The sequence below is a fragment of the Corallococcus llansteffanensis genome (genome assembly GCF_003612055.1).
In the GTDB taxonomy this organism is placed as follows: Bacteria; Myxococcota; Myxococcia; order Myxococcales; family Myxococcaceae; genus Corallococcus; species Corallococcus llansteffanensis.
Window position 1 is genome coordinate 1 of record NZ_RAWB01000278.1, and the last position, 13023, is coordinate 13023.

A 13023-nucleotide genomic window follows, 5' to 3' on the forward strand; every position below is an offset into this window, starting at 1 on the left:
CCGTACCGGGCACGCCCTCCGGAATCCCTCCATCCAGCGTCGCATCACCAAGCGCCAGCGACGTGCGCCACCGCAGCTCGCCCGCGCCTCGGGGCGCGTACGCCTCCAGGGCCTCCGGCGCGAGCACCACCACGCCCGCATCCGAAGCCGCGAGCAGCGTCCTCACGCCCCCGTCCTCGTAGGGTGACTCGTAGCGCAGGAACCCACCCTCCGTGTACGCGGCGAGCCGGCAGCCCGCATCCCCTCCGCACACCGACGCGTAGACCGTGCCGTCGTCCGCCAGCACCACCGGCCCGCCCTCCTCCGCGACGGGCTCGCCTCCCAGCTCCGCGCTGAAGAGCGGCTCCAGGTCCCCCGCGTCCGGCCGCATGCACTCCCCCGCGCTGCACGTGCCCTCGCCCTGGCACGGCGTCGCGGGTGCGCAGACGAAGCCGTCCGGCGGCGTCACCGTCCGGCACGTTCCCAACAGACAGACCTTCGCCTCCTTGCAGTCCACCGCGCCGCACGAGGTGTAGTTGGCCGCGTCCACCACCTTGCATCCCTCGTTGCGGTCGCACACGCCCACCTTGCACGGGTCGCGCGGCACGGGACACACGACGTCCGCCTTCACACAGCCCTGCGTCGGTGAGCAGCTGTCCACCGTGCACGGGTTGTCGTCATCACACGTGCGCGGCTGCCCCACGCAGACGCCCGCCTGGCAGCGGCCGTCCTGCTGGCACCGGCTGCTCGGGATGCAACTGGCGCCGTCGCCCTGCGGGGACTCGATGCACTGGCCCGACTCCAGGTCGAAGCGCGACTCGCGGCACTCGCCCTGCGGCACGCACGCCAGGGGGCGCACGCCCACGCCGGTGAGCTTCACGGTGGCGGTGGTGCGGCCCGCGGTGAGCACCAGCTCGCCCTCCACGGGCGTACTGCCCGCGCTGAACAGGATGTCCACCGTGCCCGTGCCGCTGCCCGGCACGACGATCTGCGACACGACGACGAAGAAGGGGCTCTGCGCCGCCGCCTCCACCTGGACGCCCGCGCGGCCGGTGGCCACCAGCGTCAGCGAGCGGCGCACCTGGGTGCCCTCCAGCACCCGGCCGAAGTCCACCACCGTCTCCTGCGGCCGGAAGCTGGCGGTCGCGTTGCCCACGTTGGGGCCGTCGCCACAGTGGCACCCACTGAAGACGAGCAGCGCCAGGAGCCACCAGGGAGCACGAGCACGGAGCATGGCCCCGACTCAACCGCGCCCACAGGGCCCGCGCAACGTGCGCCGCACCCCGCCCGGTCGACCCCTTACAGTTCCGGGGGTCCCGCTACGGCTCCACGGCGGACTCACGCCTTCGCGTCAGCGCCCGCACGCCGAACCCCAGCGCCGCCACCCCCAGCAACCCGATGACCGCGTACTGGTAGCGCGACACGAGCAGCGTCAGCCGCTCCAGGTTGCCGCCCACCGCCATGCCCAGCGCCAGCACCAGCCCGCTGTGCGCCAGCGCGGACACCGCCCCCAGCGCCAGCGCGTTGACGCGGGGCACGCGCGCCGCCCCCGCCGCGATGAAGATGATGCCCCGGATGCCGGGCAGGAACCGGTTCACCAACAGGAGCCACGGCCCCGCGCGCCGCATCCGCGCCTGCACCGACTCCAACCTCGCGTGCGTGAGCCCGAAGAACGAGCGCCCCGGGTTCGCCTCGAAGCGCTTCGCCAGCCACTTCCCCACCGCGTAGTTGATGGCCGCGCCCAGCACGCTGCCCGCCGTCACCACCGCGAGCACCAGCCACCAGGGCTTCTCCCCGCGCACGGCGTAGACGCCGCCCAGCAGCACGATGGTGTCCCCGGGAAACGGCGGCACGACGTACTCCAGCATCGCCGCCACGCCGAGCACGAGGAACCCGAACGGCCCCAGCGCTCCAATCAGCTTGTCGACGTGCTCGATCCACATCATCCGCGGGACACCCTTGCCTGGAGGACTCCGCGCGAGACTTAAGTCGCATCCCCGCCGGGCGGAACCCGGGGGCCCCACCTCACGCGCGGCGGTGAACACGCCGGCCTCGGGGACCTAGCGAGGTGCCACCCCGGGCGACGGCAGCACCGTGCCGCCGTACTGGCTGGCCGCCAGCGTGCCGCACGCGGCGCCAATCTCCTTGCCGCCCGAATAGCGCCGCGCGATGGGCGCCTTCAAAATCTGGAGGTGGTCGCGAAACGCGCTCAACTCCTCCGCCGTGGGCGGCAGGTACTTGCCCGTCGGGTCCGTCACGTCGATGAGGTCCACCTTGATGGGGATGCCCTCGAACGCGACCTTCAGCGCCTCCGCGTCCTCGCGCCCCAGGTTGAAGCCCTGGATGGCCACGTAGGCGATCATCGCCCGCTCCCGACGCGTCTCGCTGTACTCGCGGATGGCCTCGATGAGCTCCGGCAACGGGTGCGTCTTCTCGATGGGGAGCACCTTCGCGCGCTTCTCCGGGATGGCGCTCGTCACGGAGAACGCCAGCCGGAACGGATGCCCCTCGCGCGTGTAGCGCCGGATGGCCGGCACATGCCCCGCCGTGGAGAAGGTGATGGCCGTGCCGGAGATGGAGAAGCCCGCCGGGTGCGAGAGGATCTGCGCCGCGCGCAGCGTCTCCTTGTAGTTGAGCAGCGGCTCGCCCATCCCCATGAAGACCACGCCGCCCACCCGGCGGTCCGCCTCCGCCCGCACCTGCATCACCTGGTCCAGAATCTCCCAGGTCTGGAGGTTGCGCTGGAAGCCCAGCTTGCCCGTCATGCAGAAGTCGCACGCCAGCGCGCAGCCCACCTGGCTGGACACGCAGACGACGTACTTCTCTTCGAAGATGGGGATGCGCACCGCTTCGATGCGGCCCCCCAGGGGGGACTCGAAGAGGTACTTCACGAAGCCGTCTTCGGCCTGCCGCCGCTCCACCACCGTCAGGGACGGCATCTGGGCCTGGGCCCGGAGCAGGTCTCCCACCCGGCGCGGCACCTGCGGCGCCTGCGCGACGGCTTCCACGGTGGGACGGGCGTGGGCGAAGACGCCCGCGAACACCTTGCGCACCGCGACAGGAGAGGGTTCCGCCGGCGCGAGCGCCGCTTCCAGCTCCGGCAGCGACAGTGATTTCAGGTTCACGAGCAGGACTTGATCTTCGAGCGGAGGAACTCGGTCAGCTTCGCCGAGACCTCCTTGGGCATCTGCCGCGCCATGGCGCGCTTGCACAGCCCGGGAGTGGCCCGATAGGTGCTCATGAACTCCTCGCAGGGCTTGCAGCCCGACAGGTGCTCCTGGAGATGACGTGCCTCATCGGCAGGCATCTCACCCTCGAGGAATTCCAGCAGGAGGTTGATGGAATCTTTGCACGTAAACATCCGAACCTCGGCTGGCTGCGGCTCCCCTCGCTACTGTTCGAAGATGCCGAGGCGCCCTGGGGGTTTCACACCCCGCGATTGTCCCGGTTGTAGAACAGGTCGATGGCTTCTCGCAGCGCGAGCCGCGCCCGATGCAGGCGGCTCTTGATGGCGGGGATGGAGTCCCCCGTCACTTCTGCGATCTGTTCGTAGCTGAGGCCGTCCACGTCTTTCAAGAGGAAGACCTCCCGATAGCCCTCGGGCAGCCGGTCGGTCGCCTGCTGGATGGCCTGCCCCAGCTCCGCGTCCAGCGCCTTCTCCTCCGCGTCCCGGCTCCAGTCCGTGACGGGGTAGTCCGCCAGGGTGCCCCGCTCGGTGAACTCGGGCGCCTGGAGCTCCGCCTCCGCCGCCTGGGCCACCCGCCGGTGCCTCAGGCGCATGAGCGCGTGGTTCGCCGCGATGCGGTGCACCCAGGAGCCGAAGGCCGCCTCGCCCCGGAAGTCCTTGAGGTGCTGGTAGGCGGAAAGGAAGGTGTCCTGGGTGATTTCCGCCGCGTCCGCTTCCGAGCGCGTCATCCGCAGCGCCAAGCCGTACACCCGGTCCTGGTGCAACCCCACCAGGGCCTCGAAAGCGGACACGTCCCCTTCCTGGGCCCGCCCCAGCAGGAGCCGGTCTTCTTCCTGCCGGTCTTCTTCCTGGGAAGCCTCGTGGGACATGACGCCTTCCACCCAACCAGCCGGAAGGTTCCGCGTCAAGGCCGACGGCGAGGCCGCCGGGAGACGAAGCGGCTGACGTGTCCACTGTCCCGGACCCACAGCCGGAAGGGTTCAGCGGCCCACGCCCCTGCGTACTCCACGCCAATCCGCGGCCCCCGCTCCACCTGCGCCTCCGGCACCGGCACGCCCGGCAGGAGGTGCAGCCCGTCCGAGTCCAGCCGCTGCTGGTTGTGGTTCAGGTTCAGCCCCAACACGCGGCACAGCCGGCCCGGCCCGTCCGTGCGCTCGCCCGGGGACAGCCCCTCCACCGGCTCCACGGCGCGCACCAGCACCGCGGCCCCCACCCCTTCCCTGTCCGTCACCACGTTGAAGCAGTGGTGCATGCCGTAGATGAGGTAGACGTACGCGCGCCCGGCCGGTCCGAACATCACCTCCGTGCGCGGCGTGAGCCCCTTGGACGAGTGGCTCGCCAGGTCGTGCTCCCCCAGGTAGGCCTCCACCTCCACGATGCGGCCCACGCGCCGGCCGCTCGCACCGTCCACCACCAGCAGCGTGCCCAGCAGGTCGCGCGCCACCTCCAGCGTGGGGCGGGCATAGAAGGAGAGAGGGAGCCTTTGCACGACCGGGGTCCTTCCCGCCTCCGGGGGGTGTTCGTCAACCGGTGAGCGCTTCCCATGTCCCCGGGTCCAATACTGGAGGGTCCCCGCGCCCTGCAGGCAGGCACCCGCGACACTCCCTGCGACGGCAGTTCACACCGGCCCGTGGCTGGGGCAGATTGCGCCGCATGTCCACTCCTGGCCGGCTCTCCGGTCTCCTGCTGCCCCTCTTCTCCCTGCGCTCCCCGACGGACTTCGGCATTGGTGACTTCGGCGCGATGGAAGGCCTCTTCGGCTGGATGAAGGCCGCGCGCCAGCGGCTGCTGATGGTCCTGCCCCTGCTGCCCACCGCGCCGGGCGACCCCAGCCCCTACGCCACGCGCTCCGCGTTCGGCCTGAACCCGCTCTTCATCGACCTCAACCAGGTGCCGGAGTTCCAGGCCACCGGCGGCGAGGCCGCGCTCGACGAGGCCCAGCGCCAGAAGCTGGGCGAGGCCCGCGCCGCGCCGCGCGTGCGATACGACCTGGTGTTCCCGCTGAAGGACGCCGCGTTCGCGCGCGCCTTCGACCACTTCGAGAAGCACGAGTGGACCCCGCGCACGAAGCGCGCCCAGGAGTTCCAGCAGTGGCGCGAGGCGCAGGGCGAGTGGCTGGAGAGCTACGCCCTCTTCACCACCTTGAGCGAGCGGGAGAACCGCCGCCCCTGGTGGCAGTGGCCCGAAGGCTTGAGCACGCGCAAGCCGGAGGCGCTGAAGGCCGTGCAGACGCCGGACGTGGAGCGCCGCGTGCGCTACCACGCCTGGCTCCAGTGGCTGGCCGAGGCGCAGTGGAACCAGGTGCGTCAGCAGGCGAAGGCGAAGGACGTGCTGCTGTGCGGCGACGAGCCCTTCATCATCGGGCAGGACAGCTCCGACTGCTGGGCCCACCCGGACATCCTGCGCCGTGACGCACGCCTGGGCGTGCCGCCGGACGACTTCTCCGCCACGGGCCAGGACTGGGGCCTGCCCTACTTCGACTTCGCGGCGATGGAGAAGGACGACTACGCGTGGCTGAAGAAGCGCGCGGCCAAGGCGGCCAGCTACTACGACCTGCGCCGGGTGGACCACGCGGTGGGCTACTTCCGCCAGTGGATCCGCGACGACAAGAACCCCACCGGCTACTTCGTGCCGCCGGACGAGCCCACGTGGCGCCGTCAGGGTGAGAAGCACTTCCGCCTGCTGTCGGAGGGCGCGGGCATCGTCGCCGAGGACCTGGGCGTCATCCCGCCCTTCGTGCGGCAGATCCTCGCGGAGCTGAAGCTGCCCGGCTACCGCGTGCTGCGCTGGGAGCGCGACGACAACACCTACCGCGACCCGCACGGCTTCCCCGCCGTGTCGCTGGTCACCACGGGCACCCACGACACGGAGCCCCAGGCGGAGTGGTGGGAGCAGGCGCGCGAGGACGAGCGCCAGAACGCCGCCCGCGTGTGGCCGGAGTTCCAGGGCGTGGCGGTGACGCGCGAGTTCACGCCGGACATCCACCGCGCCACGCTGGCCGCCGCGCTCAACGCGGGCTCGGACCTGTGCGTGCTGCCGTGGCAGGACGTGCTGGGCACCCGCGACCGCATCAACCTGCCGGGCACCATGGGCGACGCCAACTGGGCCTACCGCATCGCCCAGAACACGGACGCGCTCCTGAAGGAGCCGCAGACGAAGGACGCCGCGGAGCGCCTGGCGTGGCTCACCGCGTCCTCGCGCCGCTGAGCCGAGGTGAAGCCCGCTGCCTGGAGCCGCTGGATGCCCAGCGGCCCCGGGTCTCGCGGCGGGCCGCCTCAAGCCTTCAGTCGATGCACTTCACCTGACCGGGGAAGCCGTTGAAGACGGCGCAGGTGCGGCCCTCCTTCACGCACTCCAGCCGGTCGCAGATGTTGTCCACGACGCACAGCGGGGGCGAGCGGCCGAAGTCCAGGAACAGCTCCGCGCAGTAGCGGAACGGATCCGCGCACCCGAGCGAGCCGCAGTAGGGGGTGTCGGAGAGATCCGAGCCCTCCTTGAGCCTCACCACCTCGTCCTCGTCCACGCCGCAGCCGGTGGCGAGCACCAGCGTGGCCGACAACAGCATCGCGATTCGCCGGACCATAGACCCCCGAATCTGGCGCACCCCGGGCCCGGTTGCACGCGCCACGACCGGGGCCGGGGTCTAAAGGACACTGACCCCGGACTGGAGGTCGCGGAATGCGACACTCCCGCCACAAAGAAACATTGGGAAACGCGTCAGGCGCTGGTGTTCCGCTAAGAAACATGGCGTGGCCGACGTCCGACTCCTCCGCTCCCGCTCCGCCGTGCCCCTCGCGCTGGTCGTCCTGCTGACGGCCTGCGCCACCACGTCTTCCGCCCCGCCTTCGGGGCCGAAGGTGAAGTCCCTGGACATCGAGGGGACGAAGCAGGTGGACGACGGGGACATCAAGGACCGCATCCTCACCTCCGCCACGCCCTGGTACGCGTTCTGGCCGTTCGGCAAGGCGCACTACTTCGACACCAACGCGTGGCAGGCGGACCTGCGCCGCATCGAGCGGTTCTACCAGGCGCAGGGCTTCTACCAGGCGCAGGTGGAGTCCAACGAGGTGGTGCCCGACGGCGACAAGGCCGTGCGGCTGAAGGTCGTCGTCAACGAGGGCGCCCCCACCACCATCGACCGCATCGAGCCCCACGGCCTGGAGAAGCTGGGCGAGGGGCCGGACGCGCCGTCCCCCCGGCAGCGCGAGCGCATCCTGGAGGAGCTGCCCATGCGCGCGGGCGACGTGTTCCGCGAGGAGACGTGGGTCGTCACCAAGGACCTGGTGCAGCAGCGGCTCAAGGACCTGGGGTACGCGGAGGCCGAGGTCGGCGGCGAGGTGCGGGTGGACGTGGCCACGCAGAAGGCCGTCGTGGACCTTCAAATCAACCCGGGCCTGCGCTACCGCTTCGGCAACATCTTCATCGCCACGGACGCCAACCCGCAGGTGCCGCCCCGCCGCATCATCGAACAGACGCAGGGCGCCGTGCACAAGGGCGACTACTTCAGCGAAACCGCGCTGGCGGAGGCCCAGGCGCGCGTCTTCCGGATGGGCGTCTTCGGCGCGGTGAAGGTGAACCGGGGCGCGCCGGACCGGCAGAACGCCACGGTGCCGGTGGTGGTGGACGTGCGCGAGTCGCCCTTCCACTCCATCCGGCTGGGCGGCGGTATCGGCGTGGACGCCGCGCGCCAGGAGGGCCGCATCCTGGGCGAGTGGAGCAACCGCAACTTCCGCGGGGGCCTGCGGCGCCTCACGGTGCGCGGCCGCCTGGGCTACGCGTTCATCCCCAACGTACTGGCCAGCCTGCGCAACGACGAGGACTCCCAGGACGGTCCGGTGTTCGAGTTCACCACCGAGTTCGAACAGCCGCGCTTCCTCTTCCGCGACCTGCGCCTGCAGGCCTCCGTCACCGCGGAGAAGGGCCTCGAGCAGGCGTACTCGTTCTACGGCGGCTACCTCAAGACGGGCGTCATCTGGCAGCCCCACGACTCCTTCTCCGTCTTCCCCTCGTACAACCTCCAGCTCTACCGGCTGAAGGGACAGGTGACGGCGGACGAGAGCGTCCCGCCCATCATCCTGGGCTGCAACAACCCGGAGGGAAAGTGCGACGTCGCGCTGAGCTTCCTGGAGGTGGCGTTCGCCTGGGACCGGCGCGACGACCGCACCGAGCCGCGCGACGGCTACTACGTGGGGCTGTCCGTGCAGAAGGGCGGCGGGCCGTTCTTCGGAAACTACGACTACGTCCGGCTCCTGCCGGACCTGCGCTACTACTACTCCATCGGGGAGAAGAAGGACCTGACGCTGGCGGTGAAGCTGCGCATGGGCACGCTGGACCCGGCGGGCGGCGGCCAGAGCTCCATCGTCACCCGCTTCTTCTCCGGTGGCGCCACCTCCATGCGCGGCTTCAACGGCCAGCGGCTGTCGCCCATGACGCCCCTGGCGCCCACCTACAAGGAGGACGACGACGGCAACGTGCTGGTGGACGCGGACGGCAACCCCATCCTGGACGACTGGGACACCGTGCCCGTGGGCGGCAACAGCCTGTTCGAAAGCGCCGTGGAGCTGCGCTACATGCTGACGGACAGCCTGATGCTCGCCGTGTTCTACGACTCCGGCCTCGTGGGGACGCAGAACTTCCTGGGCAAGAACGCGCCCAAGCTGTTCGGTCCCGAGCACTACCATGCGTTGGGCGCCGGCCTGCGCTACCTCACGGTGGTGGGACCCATCCGACTGGACATCGCAAGGCGTCTGAACATCGGGCAGGGATTGCCCGTCAGCGATCCCGGATACATCTATCCGTCCTCCGGTGGATGCCTGGGCTTCGGACGCAAGTTCGACAAGGCCTCGACCTCCCCGGAGGCCGCGTTCGCGGGTGCCCCTGAAGGGCTGTGCGCGGTCCACATCTCCATTGGAGAGGCGTTTTGACCAGGCGCGCACGTTGGGGACGGAGGGTGCTGTGGGGCCTGCTGGGCCTCATCGGCCTCGTCGTCCTGCTCGTGGTGGGCGCGCTCGTCTACGCCACCAGCGCCGCCGGTTCGGCACGCATCGCGCGCTTCGGCGTGGACCTGGCGAACAAGCAGCTGGCCGGCCGGCTGGAGCTGGGCGGGTTCAACCTGGACCGCGATGGCGCGGTCCTCACCGGCATCAAGATCTACACGCCCGAAGGTGACCTCGCGGCGGAGATCGCCCGCGTGGAGGCGCGGCTGCACGTGTTCCCGCTGCTGGGCCAGGAGGTGGACCTGACGAAGGTGCGCATGGAGACACCCCGCCTGTACCTCGTACAGGACGAGCGCGGCCTCAACCTGATGCGCGCGCTGGCGCCCCGGGAGCCCAAGCCGGAGGAGCCGCCCACGGAGAGCCAGAGCAAGCTGCGCATCAACCTGAAGGACTTCGTGCTGAGCCACGGCTACGTGGACTTCCAGCAGGAGCTGCCCGACGGCGGCGAGCGCCAGGTGCGCCTGGAGGAGTTCGGCGCCAAGGGTGAGGGCCACTACGCGCTGGCGACGCAGGACTTCGCGGGCGTCATCGAAGCCACGGGCGGCCTCACCCGTCCGCTCACGGGCCCGGTGCGGCTTTCGCTCAAGGGGTCCGGGCAGGAATTGGCGCGCACGGTGGACGTGCAGCTGGGCCTGGCGGGCGTGGAGGCGGACCTGGGCGCGAAGCAGACGGGCGAGACCGCGGCGTCGGTGGAGCTGCGGCGGCTGTTCGTGCCGCCCGAACCGGTGAAGGCGTTCGTGCCCGCCTACCCGCTGGTGGTGCCCATCGAAGCGAAGGGCACCGCGTCCCTGGACGGCGACCTGGCGCGGGCGAAGCTGGGCGCGACCGCGGGCAAGGCGACGCTGGACGTGGCGGGCGACGCGAACCTCAAGACGTTCCGCACGCAGGAGACCACCGTGAAGGCGCGCGGGGTGAACCTGGCGGAGCTGATGGAGGACGGCATCCCCACGAACATCGCCGCGGACCTCATCGCGCACGGCGGTGGCGACAGCGTGGAGACGCTGGACGGCGACGTGGCCCTCACCGTGTCCCCCTCCGAGTACCGGGGCCAGTCGGTGGGCCCCATCGAGATGAAGGCCAGCGCCAAGGACGGCCGCTACCAGGTGGGCAACCTGCGGGTGATGATGCCGGGCGCGGCGTTCATCGCGTCGGGCGAGGGCACCGCGAAGAAGCTGGAGGCGCGCGGCAGCCTGTCCGCGGGCGACCTGAAGCTGCTGTCGCAGGCGCTGGACAAACTGCTGCCCGGAGGCACGGTGCCGCCCCTGTCCGGCAGCGGTTCGCTGGAGCTTCAAGTCTCGGGTCCGCCGAGCACGCCGGCCGTGAAGGTGGACGGCAACTTCGTCACGCTGGACTACGGCGACATTGGCATCAAGGACCTGTCCCTCAAGGCCAGCGTCCCGGACGTCACCCGCCCGCTCACCACCGACGCCACCGTGCTCGTGAGCGAATTGAAGACGGGGGGCCGCACCTTCCGCGACCTGTCCGTCGCGCTCACCACCGCCGCGAACCGGGAGCTGACGGCGAGCGTGCGCGTGGAGGGCGACGCGCAGCTCGCGCTGGGCGTGCAGGGCACCGTGGACGCGGACAACGAGGGGCTCGCCATGCGCGTCTTCACGCTGTCGTGGCCGGAGGCCACCTGGACGCTCCAGCAGCCCACGCACCTGGCCTTCGGGGGTGGGCGCATCGCGCTCTCGCCGCCGCTCCAGCTGGCGTCGGGGCCGCAGACGCTGAAGGTGGCGGCGGTGAAGGACGGCGAGCGCGTGGACGCGCGCATCGACCTGGGCGCGTTCGACCTGTCGAAGCTGCCGCGCATCGCGGTGCCGGAGTCCCTGGGGCTGGGCGGCACGCTGTCCGGCCACGTCGCGGCGAAGGGGCGCATGGCCCGGCCGGACGCGGACGTGGACCTCACCTGGGCGGACGGCCGCGCGCGCGGCTACGAGGGCCTGGGGCTCGCGCTGAAGGCCCAGTACGTGAAGGACCGCGCCACCGGCACGCTGTCCGCGGGCCTGAGCGCGGCCCAGCTGAGCTCCCAGTTCGACGTGCCGGTGCAGGGCGTGCTGCGCCGCCGCAACGAGCCGCTGTCCCTGACGGTGAACCTGGAGAAGTTCGACGTCGCGGAGGTGCTGAAGCTCGCCGGGCAGGCGCCCGGCCCCACCGGACAGATGACGGGCACGCTGGTGGTGAACGGCTCCGCGAAGGACCCTCGCCTGGACCTGAAGCTGAACGGCAGCGACCTGCGCTACCCGGGCCGTCCGGAGGCCCTCTTCGCGCAGGCGTTCGGCTTTGATTTGCACGCGAACTCGCAGCCGGAGGACGCCACGCTGGCGGCCCGGCTGGACGTGAAGGGGCTGGGCCCGCAGGCGTTCGTCGCCCTGAAGACGCCCTTCACGCTGGGCGGCGTCATCGCGAAGCCGCCCACGCCCGCGCAGGCGCTGGAGGCGCCGCTGCACCTGGAGGCGCTGGTGGCGGAGCTGCCGCTGACGCTGCTGCAGGGCATGGAGGGCGTGGACAAGCCGAACGGCACGGTGACGCTGAAGGCGGACGTGACGGGCACCGCGCTCGCGCCGCTGGGCCGGGTGGAGCTGCTGGCGCGCGCGGTCACCGTCAACGGCGTGCCGCCGCTCAACGGCTCCGCGCTGGCGCTCGCGGGCGACAAGGACGTGAAGGTGACGCTGGACGTGCAGCGTCCGAACGGGCCGCTGGCGACGCTGGAGGCGCGTGTGCTGGCGCCGCTGGCCGCGCTCCAGGACCGCGAGGTGGTGAGCCGGGTGCCCTTCCGCCTGAAGGGCCGCGTGGGGCCGGTGCCCCTGAGCGAAATCCCCGGCATGGCGCAGCCGGGCCAGGGCAACCGCGGGCCGCAGGGCGTGCTGTCCATGGAGCTCGCCGCGCGCGGTACGCCGGAGGCGCCGGAGATTGAGCTGAGCGCGGGCATGCAGGGCCTGGGCGTGGCGCAGACGGCGCTGGGCCAGGCGCGCCTGGACTACGCGTACTCCGGGGCGAAGTCCCTCTTCGACGCGATGCTCACCGCGCCCGGCGGAGGTTCGCTGGTGCTGGGCGGCACGATGGGGCTGGACCTGTCGCTGCCCGCGTTCCAGGCCGCGCAGGGGCCGGCGAAGAAGGTAGACCGGGCGCCGGTGGAGCTGACGCTGCGGGCGCGCGCCTTCGACCCGTCGTTCCTGTCCGGCATCTCGCCGTATCTGCGCACGCTGGGCGGCATCATCCAGGCGGACGCGAGCCTGGGCGGCACCGTGGGCGCGCCCACCTTCAAGGGCGACCTGGCGTGGAAGGACGGCAAGCTGGGGCTGATGGGGTACGGCGAGTACCACGACATCCAGCTCGCGCTGAACGCGTCGCAGGAGAGAATCGACCTCAAGCAGCTCACCGCGAAGTCGGGCGGCGGGTCGCTGGAGCTGACGGCCAGCGCGAACCGCCAGGGCAAGAGCGGCGAGTTCATCCTGCAGGGCAAGGGCCACACGAAGAACCTGCCCATCGTGGTGGAGGACCAGCTCATGGCCCTCCTGACGCTGAACCTGTCGATGAAGGGCAGCCTCACCGACCGGCTCGTCAACATCAACGACCTGAGCATCCCGGAGGCCCACGTCGAGCTGCCGGAGGCCAAGCGCAAGGACCTGCAGCCGCTGGAGCGCCCCGTGGACGTGGTGATGGTGCGCAACGGCGTGCCGGTGGACAAGCGCAAGAAGCCCAAGCAGCAGGCGCCCACGCAGGTGGCCACCGGCGGAGACCCGCGCAAGGAGCCGGACGCGGCCCCGGGCACGCGCGGCAATCCCCCCGAGCCGGGCACCGCCGTGGGCGGCGCGGGCGGCCCCACGTCGCAGGCCGAGGCGGAGGCGGTGGAGGAGG

General features: G+C 71.2%; 9 protein-coding genes and 1 pseudogene. 3 read left to right on the forward strand and 7 right to left on the reverse strand.

All coding sequences use genetic code 11. The annotated features are described in order from the left end of the window. From D7V93_RS24300 to D7V93_RS24325, 6 genes and pseudogenes are all read right to left on the reverse strand, one after another. A pseudogene (locus D7V93_RS24300) lies at positions 1-1213 on the reverse strand (hypothetical protein); the annotation flags it as partial. A gap of 85 nt (positions 1214-1298) precedes the next feature. Then, entirely contained in the window at positions 1299-1922 is a 624-nt protein-coding gene (locus D7V93_RS24305) for a DedA family protein (RefSeq protein ID WP_120645682.1), read from the reverse strand. A 117-nt stretch (positions 1923-2039) separates the two neighbouring features. Continuing rightward, positions 2040-3104, reverse strand: a complete 1065-nt coding sequence (locus D7V93_RS24310) for a radical SAM protein (RefSeq protein ID WP_120645676.1) — start codon at positions 3102-3104, stop codon at positions 2040-2042. Then, positions 3101-3340 carry an anti-sigma factor family protein gene (locus D7V93_RS24315; RefSeq protein WP_120645677.1) on the reverse strand — a complete coding sequence of 80 codons (240 nt, stop codon included), beginning with the start codon at positions 3338-3340 and terminating at the stop codon, positions 3101-3103. The genes D7V93_RS24310 and D7V93_RS24315 overlap by 4 nt, the downstream gene beginning before the upstream one ends. 65 nt (positions 3341-3405) lie before the next feature. Continuing rightward, entirely contained in the window at positions 3406-4035 is a 630-nt protein-coding gene (locus tag D7V93_RS24320; protein WP_120645678.1) for an RNA polymerase sigma factor, read from the reverse strand. Positions 4036-4070: 35 nt separating this feature from the next. Further along, positions 4071-4655: a DNA-3-methyladenine glycosylase gene (locus D7V93_RS24325; protein WP_120645679.1), complete on the reverse strand. Its 585-nt coding sequence runs from the start codon at positions 4653-4655 to the stop codon at positions 4071-4073. A gap of 164 nt (positions 4656-4819) precedes the next feature. On the opposite strand from D7V93_RS24325, the gene D7V93_RS24330 reads away from it, so the two are divergent. Then, positions 4820-6373, forward strand: a complete 1554-nt coding sequence (locus D7V93_RS24330) for a 4-alpha-glucanotransferase (RefSeq protein ID WP_120645680.1) — start codon at positions 4820-4822, stop codon at positions 6371-6373. Positions 6374-6449: 76 nt separating this feature from the next. Here D7V93_RS24330 and D7V93_RS24335 read toward each other — a convergent pair whose 3' ends face one another. Beyond that, positions 6450-6749, reverse strand: coding sequence for a hypothetical protein (locus D7V93_RS24335; protein WP_120645681.1), 300 nt, complete (start codon positions 6747-6749; stop codon positions 6450-6452). A 166-nt stretch (positions 6750-6915) separates the two neighbouring features. On the opposite strand from D7V93_RS24335, the gene D7V93_RS24340 reads away from it, so the two are divergent. Both D7V93_RS24340 and D7V93_RS24345 read left to right on the forward strand, forming a co-directional pair. Next, positions 6916-9090, forward strand: coding sequence for a BamA/OMP85 family outer membrane protein (locus D7V93_RS24340; protein ID WP_167509492.1), 2175 nt, complete (start codon positions 6916-6918; stop codon positions 9088-9090). Between the two features lie 26 nt (positions 9091-9116). Then, positions 9117-13023, forward strand: a 3907-nt coding sequence (locus D7V93_RS24345; protein ID WP_208723134.1) for a translocation/assembly module TamB domain-containing protein, incomplete at its 3' end; no start/stop codon positions are given.

Bases quoted from the DNA above. Each gene is read 5' to 3' on its own strand.
- D7V93_RS24305 (WP_120645682.1), bottom strand. From the start codon at position 1,922: ATGTGGATCGAGCACGTCGACAAGCTGATTGGAGCGCTGGGGCCGTTC.
- D7V93_RS24315 (WP_120645677.1), bottom strand. From the start codon at position 3,340: ATGTTTACGTGCAAAGATTCCATCAACCTCCTGCTGGAATTCCTCGAG.
- D7V93_RS24320 (WP_120645678.1), bottom strand. From the start codon at position 4,035: ATGTCCCACGAGGCTTCCCAGGAAGAAGACCGGCAGGAAGAAGACCGG.
- D7V93_RS24330 (WP_120645680.1), top strand. From the start codon at position 4,820: ATGTCCACTCCTGGCCGGCTCTCCGGTCTCCTGCTGCCCCTCTTCTCC.
- D7V93_RS24335 (WP_120645681.1), bottom strand. From the start codon at position 6,749: ATGGTCCGGCGAATCGCGATGCTGTTGTCGGCCACGCTGGTGCTCGCC.